Source organism: Leisingera sp. ANG-M7 (assembly GCF_000813965.1).
Classification (GTDB): domain Bacteria; phylum Pseudomonadota; class Alphaproteobacteria; order Rhodobacterales; family Rhodobacteraceae; genus Leisingera.
In genome coordinates this window covers 223,221-238,820 of record NZ_JWLI01000011.1, presented here as the reverse complement: position 1 = coordinate 238,820, position 15,600 = coordinate 223,221, and the positions used below count along the sequence as shown (strand labels likewise).

Genomic DNA, 15,600 nt, shown 5'->3' with positions numbered 1-15,600 from the left:
CAACAAAAAAGGCGGTGGAAAACCACCGCCTTTTCAGTAACCGTGTATCGAAATTAGTTCGATGCAACAGCTGCGCCAACCAGAACCAGCAGCAGCAGCGGCAGCAGGATGCCGCTGGAAGAACCCTGTGCTTCTTCCACGATGACCGGCGGTTCAACAACCGGCTCGGACAGGTTGCCAGCAGTGGCGGTGGAAGCAGCAGCGGTCAGCGCAGCAGCGATAACGAGTTTTTTCATGTTAACCTCCAGAATTTGCGCGGATCAAACATCTGAACCGCGCACCCAAGACTTACCTCGTATTTTTTTCTAACCAGCAAAAACGCGGGATTGCAATTGCTTGTTATAGTTAACAGCTTAGCGCCCCGCCGCGTGTCGTCAAATAAGCAACACCTGGGTGCCGACTTTTGCCAGGCTGAACAGCTCGGCTATATGCTCATTGTAAAGCCCGATGCAACCGTTCGACGACTTGCGTCCTATCTTGCGCGTATCGTGGGTTCCGTGGATCCGGTAATACTTCCACCCCAGGTACAGCGCATGGGTACCCAGCGGATTATCCGGGCCCGGCGGAATATAGGCAGGCCATTCCGGGTTTCGCTTCCGCATATTGGGTGTTGGCGCCCAGCTTGGTCCCTCCACCTTGCGCACAACCTGGGTGCGGCCGCGGCGTGTCAGATCGTCTGAAAGCGGAACCGATGACGGGAACAGCTTGTAAGTGTTTTCGTCCGCGGACCAGTAGTGCAGCGCCCGACTGTCGATATCGACTAGAATCGCTCCACTGCGCAAATTGTCGAAATATGGCCGCCAGGATTTTGCCCGGAAAGCAGAAATGTTACGCTGTACCGGCGGTTCCGGCTCTGGCGGCGGCCGCAAGGGATCATAAGCCTGCTCAACGTTATCAGGGTCCTCTTGCGCCAGCGCCGAAGAGGAGATCAAGGCAGCACTTCCGGCAAGGAACCGCCTCCGGCTGAAGATTTCAAATGGTTTTCGGGACATCACATCTTCCAACTTGCGCTTTCAGTATCCTAGATTGCAGCATTTTATGGCCGGAAAGCCGCAGTCGCAAATCAATCCGGCGGCCAAGTCTGCATAATTTTGCCGGCCCGTTTGCACAGCTGCCACAGGAAGGATAAATGCATCAGCGACTGATAGAGCGAGAGAGCATTATGAATCGCGTTTTTCTGCTGATGGCTGCTGCAATTCTAACTCTGGCGGCGGCCTGCACACCGTCATCAGAATCCGGCGGGTCCTACCGCATAAGGAACGCAGACAAGGTGCAGCTGCGAATGCTCGACTCGATCAATGCGCTGCGCCAGGCTGCCGGTGCGCAGACGGTTCAGCTGAACGCCGAGCTTACCGCTGCTGCTGCGACTCACTCTCGCGATATGTCTGTGCAGAACCGGCCCTGGCATTTCGGGTCTGATGGGTCGTCGCCGTTGGACCGGGTCGCACGTGCAGGTTACGCTGGCACATTGCTGGGTGAAAACATCTCTGAAACCTACGAGAATGAGCAGCAAACCTTGACTGCCTGGCTGGAAAAACCAGCCACCCGTGCTGTGGTTCTGGATCCCAAGGCTAAAAACATGGGCTTTTCCTGGTTCCAGGAACCGAACGGCAAGATCTGGTGGACGCTGGTGATGGGCAGCTAACCCACTGCGCTTAGAATTGAAACGGTTCCAAACAAAAAAGGTCCGACGCTGACGCGCCGGACCTTTTTGTTTTGGCAGTTTCCGTAAATCAGGGCCGCAGTGCGATAGTTGTGCCGTCCTGCACCATCGCATAAATCTCTTCGATTTCCTCGTTGGTGACAGCGATACAGCCGGCTGTCCAGTCATCAACCCGGGCTGCGCGCTTGCGCTCCTTGGGGTTGTTTGGCTGACCGTGGATGAAGATTTCCCCGCCTGGCCGCTTACCGTTGGCCTGCGCAAGGGCGCGATCCTGATTGTTTGGATACGAAATGCCTACCGACAGATGGTAACGGCTGTTCGGATTGCGCCGATTGATCAAATAAGTGCCTTCAGGTGTTTTGCCATCACCCTCAAACCGTTTGGGTCCGAGCGGGGCAAATCCCAGATCCACCTTGTATTCTCGCAAGATTTCATCGTTGTGCATCAGGTACAGCTTACGCGCGCCTTTATTGATCACGATCGAAGTGACCTGCGGACCATCGTAAGATTTGAACCTGCTTACTGTGCTGCCGGTGGTGCTGCAACCGGCCAGCGCAAGGCTCACGGCCGCACTAATGCCAAATGCCCTTCTGTTCATTGTCCCAGCCTGTATTTTTCTTGTGCCTCTATTCAGGCTTTAACGCGAAAATGCTGTTAAGGAAATTCACAATTTCCTGTCCTGAACCGGCTGATTGGATAGCTTTTGCTCAATTGCTTCCAGCCGGCTCAGCACCTCATCCCGGTAAGCATCTGTGCGCTCACCTTCTTCTTCACCGTGGGCGTCCTGCATCGAGTTCACAATCAGGCCGACCAGAAGGTTCACCACTGCAAATGTCGTGACCATGATGAACGGCACAAAGAATGCCCAAGCATGCGGATGAACTTCCATCACCGGACGCACGATTCCCATCGACCAGCTTTCCAGTGTCATGATCTGGAACAACGAATAGGCGCTGAGGCCGAGATTTCCGAACCATTCCGGAAAATCCTGACCGAACAGCTTTGTTGAGATAACAGAGCCGATGTAAAAGATAATCGCCATCAGCAGAAACACCGAGCCCATCCCGGGCAGTGCGGTGATAAATCCCTCGACGACCCGGCGCAGCCGCGGTGCAACAGAGATTACCCGCAACACCCGCAGGATCCGCAGCGCTCGAAGGACCGACAGGCCCTGCGTACCGGGTGCAAGAGCGATGCCAACAATCACAAAATCAAAAACGTTCCAACCGCTCAGAAAAAACCGCAGCCGCCGCACCAGCAGCTTGGCCAGGATCTCAACAACGAAGATCGACAAGCAGATTTTGTCGATCAAGTGGATAAGCCCGCCCAACTTAGCCATCACGGACGGGGACGTCTCAAGGCCCAAGGTAACCGCATTGATCAATATAACGGCAGTGATGAAGCGGCCAAAACGGCTGCTATCCAGAATGGCTTCCATGCGGCGGGTCGGTGTCATCACTTGAATATCCGTCATCTTAGTCTTTCAGGGCGAATTTTGCAGCTAGCTCGGTATGGGCTGACCAGCGAAACTGGTCAACAACCTGAACCCAGTCCAGAGAGTAGCCAGCCTCGACTAACGCCTTTGCATCCCGGGCAAAGCTGACTGGATTGCAAGACACATAGGCGATCACCGGTGTCCGAGCTTTGGCCAACTGCGCCACCTGTGCCTCTGCTCCGGCTCTCGGCGGATCGATCACGGCGGCTTCAAAGGCGGCGCCAAAAGGATTGAGGTCCTCTGACAGCAAGGGATTGCGAAACAGATCACGGGCTTCGATGGTGACCTTTTTCAGCCCCTTTGCCTTGCGCCAGCCTGCATCCAGTGCCCTGACCATCTCCCGCTCGCCTTCAACCGCATGCACTTCCGCCGCTTGTGCCAGTGGCAACGAGAAGGTGCCACAACCAGCAAACAGGTCCACGATCCGCTTGGCGCCCTTGATGATATCCTGAACCGCAGCCAGCAAAGCGGCCTCGCCTTCACGGGTAGCCTGCAAGAAGGCGCCAGGGGGCGGGCAAACTTGCGCAGTGCCAAAGGGCTGCACAGGCGGCTGCTCCATCGCAACGGGCTCGTCCTCCCAAGTCAGCCGCGCAATCCCGTGTTTCTCGGCAAGCTGTGCAAGTTCGATCCGCAGGGGGCCATCAAGCGGTTTGCCGTTGCGGACCAGGATATCAAGGCCGGCATCCGAAGCGGTCACTGTAACTGCCAGCGGCGCTTTCCGGCTGGCACCTGCCAACGCCAATGCCTCCGCCACCGGAATAGCTGCCAGCAGTTCTGGATCCAATAGCTGGCAATCCGGAATCTCGGTGATCACATCAGATGCCTGACCGTGAAAACCGGCCATGGCCCCCTTCTTGGTGCGCCGCACTGCCAGCGTCGCGCGGCGGCGGGACTGGGGCGGCGAGGTCAGAATCGGACGGAACTCCGTTTCCAGGCCTTGCGCGGTCAGAGCATTGCAGACCACGTCCGTTTTCCATTTTGCCACAAAGGCGTCGCTGGCGTGCTGAAGCTGACATCCGCCGCAAGCCTTGTAGTGGCGGCAGGGCGGCTGCACCCGGTGTTCAGACGGAGTTTCAATTCGGACCTGTGTCAGGCGGCTGCCCTCCGCTACACCGGTGACAAGCTCTCCCGGGAGGGTCCGTGGGGCGAACAAGGGACCGTCGGCCACGCCATCGCCTTGATGGCCCAGCCGGCTGATCGTTGCTGTGGTTCTGGCTGCGTCAGTCATGGGCGCTCATTACCCCGGCAATCCTGCCAGCAAAAGCAAAATGCGCCAGAATGATTACTCAGCTGCAGCTGTTTGTTCATCATCCGTGCAGATAAAGCCGCCGGATTGACGCGCCCAGAAGGAAGCATACAGACCGCCTTTCGCCAGCAGCTCCTGATGGCTGCCGGCTTCTGCGATCCTGCCTTTCTCCATCACGACAATCCGGTCCATTTCGCTCAGCGTCGAAAGACGGTGCGCAATGGCGAGAACCGTTTTGCCTTCCATCACTCGGTGCAATGCAGCCTGGATCGATGCTTCAACCTCAGAATCCAGTGCCGAGGTCGCCTCATCCAGTACCAGAATTGGTGCATCCTTCAGAATCGCACGGGCCAAGGCTATCCGCTGACGCTGTCCACCAGAAAGTTTCACACCACGTTCGCCAAGGTGTGCATCATAGCCTGTGCGCCCCTGGCCGTCTTCCAGTTCAGTGATGAACTCATGCGCCTCAGCTTTCCTGGCCGCGGCAATCATATCGGCCTCTGAGGCGTCCGGCCGGCCGTACAGGATGTTGTCCCGCGCAGACCGATTGAACATGGCAGTCTCCTGCGTGACCATGCCGATCTGGCTGCGCAAAGAATTCTGTGTGACCGCAGAAATCTCCTGCCCATCAATCAATATGCGGCCTTTTTCTTCATCATAGAGCCTGAGTAAGAGCGAAACGAGCGTCGACTTTCCCGCTCCAGAGGCGCCGACAATACCCAGCTTTTCGCCTGGGTAAATGGTCAGGTCGATCCCCTGTACCCCGCCGACATCGCGTCCGTAGGCGAACTCCACCTGATCAAAGACAATTCCACCGTCGCCGACCACCAGCGGTTTTGCACCTGGCACGTCTTCCACCCTGTCACGGACAGATAAGGTCTTCATGCCGTTTTCGATTTCACCAACGTTGGAGTAAATCGCCATCAGTGTGAAACTGACCCAGCCTGTCATCTGGGCGATGCGGATCGAAACCGCACCGGCGGCTACGATGTCACCTTCCGTTGCTGTCCCTGACTGCCAAAGAAACAGCGTCGCGCCGATCAGCAGCACTGGCAAAACACCCGCCAGGCACATCAGAGAGAAACGGAAGCTGGCGGAGAGGTAGCCGAAATGCAGTGACTTATCGCGAAAACGCACCATAGCATCCTGGGCGGTACGCTCCTCATGGTCAGCATGGGCAAACAGCTTCACCGTTTTGATGTTGGTGATCGAGTCGACGACTTGGCCGGTGACCATCGCCCGCGCCCCGGCCCGTGCGCCGGACCGTTTGCGGATGCGCGGCAAGAACCAGCGGATCAGCGCAAAATAGGCGACAAGCCAAGCCAGAAACACACCTGTGACGCGCCAGTCAATAGAGCCTAGCAAGGCCAAAGACCCGGCCAGAGAAGCCAGCGCAAAAGCAACTACATTGATCATTTCTGTCGCGACCGATGTGACAGCAGTTGCTGTCTGCATCTGCTTCTGAGCGATACGTCCAACAAAATCATCGTCAAAGAACCGCACAGACTGTCCAAGTGTCCATCGGTTCAGACGCGATAGAACCAAAGGGTTCACATTCGGTTGCACAATGATTGCGTTGGATGCAGCCGACAGGCCAAACAGCACCGGGCGCACAAACAGGAAGAAGCCCAGAGCCAAGGTAATAACGGCAACATTCCCGGCGGAGAAAAACTGCTGCGGCCCGCTGGCAATTGCCGTGTCGATAACCATACCCAGGATAAAGGCCGTTCCAGCCTCCATTCCGCCGGCCAGTGCCGAAAACCCAGCAGCCAGAAACAGCATCGGCCAAGCGCCTGACAGGCACCAGCGCAGGAAGGCCCCCAGCCTGAGCGGCGGCGGCCCGTCGGCGGGGCGGAAAGCATCGATCAGGTTGCCAATGTTCATTCTGCTGCCTCGATATTCAGGAAGCCGCCAGACTGGCGCGCCCAGAGCTGCGCATAAAGCCCTTGTGCCTGCAATAGCGCTTCATGCGTTCCCTCTTCAACTATACGGCCCTGATCCATCACCAAGATACGGTCCATCTGCGCGATGGTGGACAGCCTATGTGCAATGGCGATCACCGTCTTGCCTTGCATCATGCCGTAGAGGGTCTCCTGGATGGCCGCCTCAACTTCGGAATCCAGCGCAGATGTCGCTTCATCCAGAACCAGGATAGGCGCGTCCTTCAAGATCACCCGCGCCAAGGTCACTCGCTGGCGCTGCCCGCCTGAAAGTTTCACGCCGCGCTCCCCTACATGGGCGTCATACCCCTGGCGCCCCTGCGGATCCTCCAGATCCAGAATGAATTCATGCGCCTGCGCCTGCTTGGCCGCCGCAATCATCTGATCCTCACTCGCGTCAGGACGTCCATACAGCAGGTTGTCCCGTACCGACCGGTGCATCAGCGCACTATCTTGCTGCACCATACCAATACGGCTGCGCAAGCTATCCTGAGTGACACAACGGATATCCTGACCATCGATCAGGATCTGTCCGCGCTCAGCGTCATAGAACCTCAAGAGCAATTTCACCAATGTCGACTTGCCAGCACCCGAGCGCCCGATCAAACCGATTTTTTCACCGGGCCGGATGGTCAGGCTGATCTTGTCCAGCCCGCCGCCTTCGCGTCCGTAGTGGTGCGACAGACTGCGCAGTTCGATTTCTCCCTTCGTCAACTGCAAAGGTTCCGCATTGGCCGCATCCACCAGGTCAATCGGCTGGGCAATGGTCTCCATCCCCTCGGCGACAACACCCAGCTGCCGGAAGAAGGACGTCAGCGCCCACATGATCCAGCCGGTCATTGCATTCAAACGCAAGGTCAGGGCGGTCGCTGCGGCGACCAGCCCTACCGAGGCGGAGCCTTGCATCCACAGCATCACCGCCCAACCCACCACACCAACAATCAAAAGCCCATTCAGCGTGACCAGTGTGGCATCCATGACTGTGAAGATTCGCATCTCCGTCTGGAACGTCTTACGGGTGTTTTCGATCGCATCCTTGGCATAGGTCAACTCCCGGTCATGGTGGGCAAACATCTTGACCGAGTGAATGTTGGAATAGCTGTCAACCACCCGCCCTGTCACTGTAGAACGCGCATCAGACGATGCTTGGCTGGCCGGCCCGACCCTTTTGACGGTCCACATCACCAGCATCGCATACAGCATAAACCACACTGCCAGCGGGAGCATCAGCCGAATGTCTGCAACCCACAGCAACACCGCCGCGCCTACCAGGTAGGCCAGTGAAAATGTGATCGCGTCAAAAACCTGAAAGATCACCTCTCCCGCAGCTGGTGGTGTCTGCATGATCCGGTTGGCAATCCGGCCGGCAAAATCGTTCTCGAACCATCCCACAGACTGTCGCAGCACATGCTTGTGCGCTCTCCAGCGGATCAAGGTTCCATAATTTGGCAGAATGGCGTTGTTCAGAAGCACAACATCCAAAAACTGGATCAGCGGCCGCAGCAGCAAGATGAACAGGGCGACCAGAATCAGTTCGATCCCGTAGTCCTCCCAGACCTGCTCAGGTGTGCCGGACATGATGTCCACCACCCGACCCATGTAGTAAATCAAACCGACTTCAATCGCTGCGACAATCACCGACATCAGCGCGGTCAGCACAAAGATCTTTTTGAAAGGTTTGGAATACTCGCGCAGGAAGGGCCACAGCCGCGTCGGCGGAGTGTTGGTTTCCGGGTAGGCGCAATAAGGGTCAATAAGGTTTTCGAAAAAGCGAAACATGCGGGTGCTCCAGAGGTTCGAGCATATCGGAATACAGATGAAGACAGCGGGCCGCCCAAGGCTCCCACGTCGCACGGGGCAAGGTCTCAGGCGTTATAGAAACCAGATCCCGTAATACATCAGCATTCCTCCGTCATGTGGTGGCTGCCTTATGGGTACGCAAGATTTTCCGTTTTGTCACCCCCCCAAGGTTGTGACGCTGCTGACACTTCTTGTCAGCGGACGGATTTCAGCAACTGTTCCCTGCTGAGGCGAAAGCCCGAAGCAATCCAATCCGCCTCGAGTTCCCTTAAGGCTGCACCCAGTTCCGGCCCTTTCAGGTCCGGCAGAAGGTCACGCGCCTTTACCGGGAACGCCGCACCTGCGCCCAGTGCAATATTCGTCTCTAACTGAGAACAAAGAGGTTGTTCCAGCAATGCAGCGCGAAGCAGCAGCGAATCCCGTGCCTTTTCCACGCCCATCCGGTATCCGAGCTCACTAGCGCCAGCGGTACTAGTGGCAGCCTCCCGGATTGCTGCCAAGTATGAGGCTTGGGATTTGCTCAGCCGCAATGCCTCCTGCAGGTCTTCCCCGCCCAGCGCTGCCAGGCGGCGGATACCAGAAGGCTTTTTCCCAGCCTCAAGATAGATCAGCGGCGCCAAAGCGCGGTCATCTGCCCCGGGTAAAACGTTAGCCAGGACGCCAGACTGCCGCATAGCCGCAACCGACGGCGCCGGGTCGGGTGCTGCCAGAAGCTTTAGCAATTCAGCACCAACCCGCTCCCTGGACAAGGCGGCCAGCCCGTCCAGATTGGCCGCGATCGCCGCCAGCGCATCCGCGTCAAACCCCTCTGCCTGGTCGCCGAACCAGGCGTGAAAACGGAAGTACCGAAGGCTGCGCAGGTAATCCTCCCGGATCCGGTTTTCCGCCTTCCCGATAAACCGCACCCGGCGCTTAGTGAGATCCGCCAAACCGCCCAGCGGATCCACGACTTCACCATCCGGGCGTGCATAGATCGCATTCATTGTGAAGTCGCGACGGCGGGCATCCTCGGCAATGTCGTTCGAAAACGCCACCACAGCCCGGCGACCATCAGTGGACACATCCTTGCGGAAGGTGGTGATCTCATGCGGGATACCGTTCCGGACCAGTGTTACCGTGCCATGGTCTATTCCAGTCGGCACTGCCTTTATCCCAGCCCGGGCGGCAGACTCCATCACCTGCTCCGGCCGCGCGTCAGTGGCAAGGTCCATATCGGAAACCGGTTCACCCAGCAGCGCATTGCGCACACAGCCGCCAACAAACAGCACCTGCGCGCCATCGGCCGCGACGGCCTGGCACACCGCCTGCGTTGCCGGGTTCTTCAGCCATGGCTGATCTAGCCGCATTCCCCCTCCATTCGGGCCGCGAAGCCGCGCAGCATACGTGCGGTGGCCCCCCAAATGTAATATGGCCCATATGGAACGGTATAATAGCGGCGTCGGGTCCCGCGCCAGCGGCGGGATTCGATAATGTAGTTATCCGGTTCCAGGATATGTTCCAGAGGAACCGAAAACACCTCTGCCACTTCGCCGGTTTCAGGGTGCTCCTCAAACCAGTCCCGGATCAAGGCAACCACAGGCGTCACGGAAAAACCGGTCACGGTTTCATGCTCTGGCAAACAGCCAATGACCTGAGGAAGGTCTTGCGGCAGGCCAATCTCTTCCCAAGCCTCCCGCAGCGCAGCACTGCAGGCGTCCTTGTCGCCCGCATCCACCTTACCGCCGGGAAAGGCAATCTGACCCGGATGATGCTTTAGCGCTGAGGAGCGTTTCGTCAGGATTAGCCGCGGCGAGCCTGAAGCAATAGTGACCGGTACCAGCACACCAGCCGGGCGCAGCTTGCGCCCTTCCTGCAGTACAGTTTCAGGGTTCAGGTCAAAATCAGACGAGCCGCCGCCCTGTCCATTCAAAGCAGCGGCAATCTGGTAAATCAGATCCTGGGCAGGGTCACTCACTTGGTGGTTTTTCCGCTTCAAATCCAACACTTGCTGGATCCAGATCGTAATGCGCGCCGCAGAACTGACAGTCGGCAGTTACCCGACCATCATCCGTGGTCATCTTCTCGATGTCCTTCGCCGAGTATATAGACAGGCTTTGCCGTACCCGCTCCTCAGAACAGGTGCAGCCAAAACGCACCGGCTGGGTGTCATAGACCCGCGGTTGTTCCTCGTGAAACAATCGGATCAACAAGTCAGTAGGGGTTACTGACGGGCCGATCAGCTCAAGTTCTTCCACCGTACTCAGCAGCGTTGTGGCACGGTTCCAATTCTCTTCCTCGTCCCCGGAAACCAGGTCGATTGCTTGAAGAACCTCGCCGGAACCTTCGCCCTGCGCTGCAAAGGGAGACGCCTTGGGCATGCTCTGCAGCATAACACCGCCGGCGCGCCAATGCTCAGCTACGCCCGGTTCCGCCGACTTTCCAAAGCTGAGCTTGAACATGGTCGGCAGCTGTTCTGACTGTGCAAAATATGCCTCGGCACAGGCACTCAGAGATCCGCCGGACAGCGGCGTGATGCCCTGATAAGGCTGGGTGCCATTGCCCTGATCGATCAGAATAGCGAAATAGCCTTCGCCCACCTGTTCAAGTGGATTGCTGTCCGTCAGCCTGTCACGGTCAAAGCTGGCATAGGCGCGGATCCGACCGATCTCACCTTCCTTTTGCGGCGCATAGTAGTCAGTTGCGATCATCCGCACTGCCCCTTTGGACTGTACCTGCAGCGACAACTTCCAACGCAGGGAAATCGTCTGACCGATCAATGCCGTCAAAAGCGCCATCTCTGCAACAAGCGCTTCGACCACGGGCGGGTAGTCGTGCTGCTTCAGGATACCTTCCAGAACACCGTCAAGCCGCGCCACGCGGCCGCGCATGTCGGATGCATCAAGCTGGAATGGCAGGACGGTGTCGTCCCACGCGATTTTCGAACCAAGAGTCATGGGGTTTCCTTACGCGCCGGGGATTGGCATACCGGGGCTATATAGGAGAAACGACACCAGAGTGAAGGGGCCAGCCCTTGATCAGACGTTTTGGCGACGCACCGCAGAAGGGCCGCCGCTACCAGATGCGCCCGGGCGCGTACGCGCTGCTGCCCCGCGACGGAAAACTATTGATCACCTGCCAGTATGATCCCCATCCGGATCTGCAACTGCCCGGAGGCGGCATCGACCCTGGCGAGTCGCCGATCCCCGCCCTGCATCGCGAGGTCTATGAAGAAACAGGCTGGAAAATTCACGACCTGCGGAAACTGGGAGCCTTCAGGCGCTTTGCCTATATGCCCGAATACGATCTTTGGGCTGAGAAATTGTGCCACATTTATGTGGCCCGGCCTCTACGCAGGATCGGCCCGCCGGCGGAGCAAGGGCATGAAGCGCTCTGGATAGACCCTGCAGAAGCTGCCACAAAACTAGGTAATGCCGGGGACCGCTACTTTGCCGCTCAGTTGGCAGTCCGCCTGCGGGCGGGGCGGCTGCAGTCTTCAACGCAAAATCCCAGCCGCGGCCGGGACGTCAACATTCGGCGGTAATAAATCGCGCCTAAGGGCCTTGGTATTCAAACAAGGTGGCGGAGACGTCATCTTCCAGCCCATGTTCCTTGCTCATCATCTGGGTCAGATGCCAATAAAGGTCGTCAAGGAACTCCTTGCCGTTCTGCTCCGGTCCGCATTTCTGCACCAAGTCCATCAGACCTTCAGGCTCAAGCATGGACCCGTCCTCCAGCCGCGCTTCGGTGAAGCCGTCAGAAAACAGCAGCAATCTGTCGCCGCGCTCCATCGTGAACTCTTCCTGGCTGTAGCCAATGTCCGGTACAAGGCCGACAGGCACGCCACCTTTGCCAATGAATTCCATTTCACCGGATTTGCGCAGCAGCAGTGGATGCGGGTGGCCCGCCTGCACCATCTTGACGACCCCGCTGCGAAGATCAGCAATGCAATACGCCATCGTAAAATATTCTTCGATCCCGGTATCGGCAATCAGGCGTGCATTCAGAAGACTGGCCACCTCCTCCGGCTGGCGCAGGGCATAAAAGCGGTTGAACCGCTTTTCCATACCAACATTTTGGTCAAAGTAATTGGAAGACAGGTAACCGCCCAATCGCGCCGTCATCATAGCAGAGGTGATGCCATGGCCAGACACGTCGATCGAGTAGAAGCCGATTCGATTCACGCCGGGCGAAAACATCCCGACCAGATCCCCGCCGATATGGCCGCAAGGCTTGAGCAGCAGGCTGACCGTTGAGGAACCGAATTCCTTGGACAGCTCTGGCACCAGTGATTCCTGGATCTTTCGGGCCTGGATCAGATCTTTGTCGATTGCGTCATAGACCCGCTGCAGCTCGCCCAGGGTTTCCGACACGATGCGGTTCTTCTCAGAAAGCTCCCGCTGCATCCTTAAAATCCGCTCACCGGCGGAGATCCTTGCCCGCAGTTCATCAGAGCTGACCGGCTTCGTCAGAAAATCATCAGCGCCTGCATCAAGACCTTCAGCAACCTCATTTTTTTCACTCTTGGATGTCAGCAGAATGAAGTACGCATAGTCCTCGCTGGTGCGGGCTCGGAACGCACGGCAAAACTCCAGCCCGTTCATTCCTGGCATCATCCAGTCGCTGAGAATTAGATCAGGGATCTCCTTGTGGCAGATAGCCATAGCTGCCTCGCCGCTGTCGGCTTCAACGACCTCGAATCCCCATTTCTTTAGAGACGCCACAAGAATGCGTCTTTGCAGGCGGCTGTCGTCCACAACCAGCACACGGCGAATTGATCCGGCCACTGTCTGGTCCTCGTCGTCCATCGAACTTTCTGGCAGCACCGAAGGCACCTCACAAATGGCAAAATCAGAAGATCTTGTGATACTATCGGCGCAGAGATTTAACAGGCGGTGAAGCCTAAAATTTGAGCTTCCTCCTTTATTTCACCATATTTTTACTGCAATCAACTTAAGAAGTGCACACAGCGAAAGATCGTAAGGACGTATCACATGATTGACTGGCCACGCGTGACCGAGCTGCGTGAAGAAGTCGGCGCCGAGGACTTCGGTGAAGTTGTTGAAATCTTTTTGGAAGAGGTCGAAGAAGTTATCGGCAAGCTGGAAGGCGGCGATCGCGGCCAGCTTGAGCAGGACCTGCACTTCCTGAAAGGCAGTGCGCTCAACCTTGGATTTGAAGAGTTTTCCTCAATGTGCCTGGATGGCGAGCGAAGGTCCGCACAGGGCGAAGCAAAAGGCGTCGACGTCGCCGCCATCATCGCCAATTTTCAAGCTTCCAAGTCTGCTTTTCTGACTGGTCTGTCCGAAAAATTCTGAATCCTCGCGGTGGGTCAGATAACAAACTGCACCAAGGTCTCGTCTCTGGTGATATCCGTGTAGGTCATGCCCGCGGCATCAAGACGCGCAAACAGCAGCTCAAAATTCTCCGGCCGTTTGGTTTCAATCCCAATCAGTACTGAACCGAAATTGCGCGCCGACTTTTTCATGTATTCGAAGCGGGCGATATCATCTTCAGGCCCCAGAATGCCAAGGAATTCCTTCAGTGCACCCGGCCGTTGAGGCAGTCGAAGAATGAAGTATTTCTTCACCCCTGAATAACGCTGCGCCCGTTCCTTGACTTCGGGTAGCCGTTCGAAATCGAAGTTGCCGCCGGATGTAACGCAAACCACGGTTTTACCGCGGATCCAAGAGCGCACATCATGCAGCGCCTCAACCGACAGCGCTCCCGCCGGCTCCAAAACAATGCCCTCAACGTTAAGCATCTCGATAATCGTCGTACAGATCCGGTCCTCAGAGATTGCCAGCACATCCGGCAGCGGCACGTTTCTCAGGATATCAAAGGGCAAATCGCCAATCCGACCCACTGCCGCGCCATCCACAAAAGTATCGACTGCATCCAGCGGCACCGGTTTGCCTGCCGACAGCGCCGCACGAAGGCAGGCACCGCCGTCCGGCTCCACAAACAGACTGTGCACCTCGTCGCCAAACCACGAGTAAACACCCGCAGACATGCCTCCGCCGCCAACCGGCAGCAGAACATGATCGGGCACCTTGCCCAGCTGTTCCTCGATCTCCACCGCGATAGAGGCTTGACCTTCAATCACGTCAGCATCATCGAAGGGAGACAGGAAATACCCGCCCTCCTGCGCGCACCATTCCTGCGCGGCGGTCAGGCAAACATCAAAATAGTCGCCGACCAGGTGGATCTCGATATTGTCGCCTCCGAACATCCGGGTCTTCTGGATCTTCTGCTGCGGCGTGGTGACCGGCATGAAGATCACCCCGCGCTTGCCCATGTGCCGGCACATGAAGGCCACCCCCTGTGCATGGTTACCGGCAGAGGCACAGACAAACAGCTCCTGGTCCGGCTGCTTGCGCATCGCGTTCATCGCACCGCGTATCTTGTAGGATCGGACCGGGCTCAGATCCTCGCGCTTGAGGTAGATGTCGGCGCCAAACCGTTCGGAAAGATGCACATTGCGTTGCAGCGGCGTTGCGGGAAACACATCGCGCATCGCCTGTTCAGCGGCGCGGGCCTGGGTCTTGAAATCGCTCATGCATTCTTCAGTGGCGTATGCCCGCCACTAAGGCAAGAGGCGGGCATCAAAGCATACATAAGAATACTGAGGATCAGACCGGGCGGCCTTCGACGTAATGGCCGTAAAGTGTGGTCATGATGCTGACGTTCAGAAGGCTCATCAGGACCGCAAATCCCAATTGCAGTACGAGAGAAACGACCGGGATTCCGGAAACTGCCGACAGCGTAAGCTCCACCGCGAGCTGTGCAAGAAACACGCACACACCAAGCAGGAACAGTGCCGGAACAGCGCCCTTGGTCGCCTCCAATGCGTCACTGAGGCCGAACGGCCTGCCAACTGCCGCAGCAGGGAGAATGACCAGAAGCCGCGACAGAAACAGGGCGATGCCGATAAAAAGCACAATCAGTACGGCAACCCCGAAATACCCCGCTGCCTCCGCAAACGCGCTTCCGATGAAGGCGACCACGATCAGAGAGATCACCGAAACGATGGCAAGCTGGACCGCTCGCAGAAAGTAGATGAGGATATTGGAGGTGTGGAGCCGGGGAATCCAGCCTTCAGGCATCTCTTCCAGCAGCACGTACCTGTGCCAGGCGACAACACCCCATATGCTGACCAGTATGACGATGATCCAGACCGCAGCCATTTGCAGCAGCAAACCAGCAGGCACGCTGCCTAGCGCCACATTGACGACCTGCCCCTGCGGCAACATCCCCGACTGGATTGCGGTATAGACCACGGCAAACACCACTGCGAACACAAGCAGCGTTGGGACCAGGAAAATCTGGATTGCAGCTTGGACATTCCGTAGCACCATGCTCACGGAATGCGAGAAAATCGACCAGCCCTTCATTGGGGTATTCTCCAAAAGATCTTTCTAATCTGCGGCGCACGTTAAGCGTGCGCCGCAGATTAGAAAACCCCGGAAATCCTTGCCCT

15 protein-coding genes and 1 pseudogene are annotated in these 15,600 nt (G+C 57.3%); 3 read left to right on the top strand and 13 right to left on the bottom strand.

All coding sequences use genetic code 11. The features are described 5' to 3' along the window. Positions 1-53: 53 nt before the first annotated feature. On the bottom strand, positions 54-236 hold the full coding sequence (locus tag RA26_RS14450) for a hypothetical protein (RefSeq protein WP_024092111.1): 183 nt from the start codon (positions 234-236) through the stop codon (positions 54-56). A gap of 138 nt (positions 237-374) precedes the next feature. Further along, entirely contained in the window at positions 375-992 is a 618-nt protein-coding gene (locus RA26_RS14445; RefSeq protein ID WP_039184565.1) for a L,D-transpeptidase, read from the bottom strand. A gap of 170 nt (positions 993-1,162) precedes the next feature. Between RA26_RS14445 and RA26_RS14440 the strand changes: the two genes are divergently transcribed. Next, the gene (locus RA26_RS14440; RefSeq protein ID WP_039184563.1) at positions 1,163-1,645 is read left to right on the top strand and encodes a CAP domain-containing protein; all 483 of its coding nucleotides are present in this window, start codon (positions 1,163-1,165) and stop codon (positions 1,643-1,645) included. An 88-nt stretch (positions 1,646-1,733) separates the two neighbouring features. Here RA26_RS14440 and RA26_RS14435 read toward each other — a convergent pair whose 3' ends face one another. From RA26_RS14435 to hslO, 8 genes are all read right to left on the bottom strand, one after another. Further along, positions 1,734-2,261: a L,D-transpeptidase family protein gene (locus tag RA26_RS14435; protein WP_039184562.1), complete on the bottom strand. Its 528-nt coding sequence runs from the start codon at positions 2,259-2,261 to the stop codon at positions 1,734-1,736. A gap of 66 nt (positions 2,262-2,327) precedes the next feature. Then, positions 2,328-3,137: an ion transporter gene (locus RA26_RS14430; RefSeq protein ID WP_039184560.1), complete on the bottom strand. Its 810-nt coding sequence runs from the start codon at positions 3,135-3,137 to the stop codon at positions 2,328-2,330. Position 3,138: 1 nt separating this feature from the next. Then, positions 3,139-4,386, bottom strand: coding sequence for a class I SAM-dependent RNA methyltransferase (locus tag RA26_RS14425; RefSeq protein WP_039184558.1), 1,248 nt, complete (start codon positions 4,384-4,386; stop codon positions 3,139-3,141). Between the two features lie 54 nt (positions 4,387-4,440). Next, positions 4,441-6,288, bottom strand: a complete 1,848-nt coding sequence (locus tag RA26_RS14420; protein ID WP_039184557.1) for an ABC transporter ATP-binding protein — start codon at positions 6,286-6,288, stop codon at positions 4,441-4,443. Further along, complete coding sequence (locus RA26_RS14415; protein WP_039184553.1) at positions 6,285-8,123, bottom strand: ABC transporter ATP-binding protein; 1,839 nt, start codon at positions 8,121-8,123, stop codon at positions 6,285-6,287. Before RA26_RS14415 ends, RA26_RS14420 begins: the two co-directional genes overlap by 4 nt. 215 nt (positions 8,124-8,338) lie before the next feature. Further along, positions 8,339-9,490, bottom strand: a complete 1,152-nt coding sequence (locus RA26_RS14410) for a CCA tRNA nucleotidyltransferase (protein WP_039184551.1) — start codon at positions 9,488-9,490, stop codon at positions 8,339-8,341. Continuing rightward, positions 9,481-10,098: a CoA pyrophosphatase gene (locus tag RA26_RS14405; RefSeq protein WP_082015836.1), complete on the bottom strand. Its 618-nt coding sequence runs from the start codon at positions 10,096-10,098 to the stop codon at positions 9,481-9,483. The genes RA26_RS14410 and RA26_RS14405 overlap by 10 nt, the downstream gene beginning before the upstream one ends. Next, the gene (gene hslO / locus RA26_RS14400; protein ID WP_039184550.1) at positions 10,091-11,077 is read right to left on the bottom strand and encodes an Hsp33 family molecular chaperone HslO; all 987 of its coding nucleotides are present in this window, start codon (positions 11,075-11,077) and stop codon (positions 10,091-10,093) included. The genes RA26_RS14405 and hslO overlap by 8 nt, the downstream gene beginning before the upstream one ends. 77 nt (positions 11,078-11,154) lie before the next feature. Between hslO and RA26_RS14395 the strand changes: the two are divergent. Next, positions 11,155-11,586: pseudogene (locus RA26_RS14395) on the top strand (NUDIX hydrolase); the annotation flags it as partial. A gap of 88 nt (positions 11,587-11,674) precedes the next feature. On the opposite strand, the gene RA26_RS14390 reads toward RA26_RS14395, so the two are convergent. Beyond that, positions 11,675-12,928, bottom strand: coding sequence for a PP2C family protein-serine/threonine phosphatase (locus RA26_RS14390; RefSeq protein ID WP_152612613.1), 1,254 nt, complete (start codon positions 12,926-12,928; stop codon positions 11,675-11,677). Positions 12,929-13,114: 186 nt separating this feature from the next. Between RA26_RS14390 and RA26_RS14385 the strand changes: the two genes are divergently transcribed. Then, positions 13,115-13,438: an Hpt domain-containing protein gene (locus RA26_RS14385; RefSeq protein WP_039184544.1), complete on the top strand. Its 324-nt coding sequence runs from the start codon at positions 13,115-13,117 to the stop codon at positions 13,436-13,438. Positions 13,439-13,452: 14 nt separating this feature from the next. Here the strand turns inward: RA26_RS14385 and ilvA are convergent, their stop codons facing one another. Both ilvA and RA26_RS14375 read right to left on the bottom strand, forming a co-directional pair. Further along, entirely contained in the window at positions 13,453-14,679 is a 1,227-nt protein-coding gene (gene ilvA, locus RA26_RS14380; protein ID WP_039184543.1) for a threonine ammonia-lyase IlvA, read from the bottom strand. A 73-nt stretch (positions 14,680-14,752) separates the two neighbouring features. After that, positions 14,753-15,514 (bottom strand): hypothetical protein, encoded by a 762-nt coding sequence (locus RA26_RS14375; RefSeq protein ID WP_039184541.1) that lies wholly within the window; start codon positions 15,512-15,514, stop codon positions 14,753-14,755. Positions 15,515-15,600 lie beyond the last annotated feature (86 nt).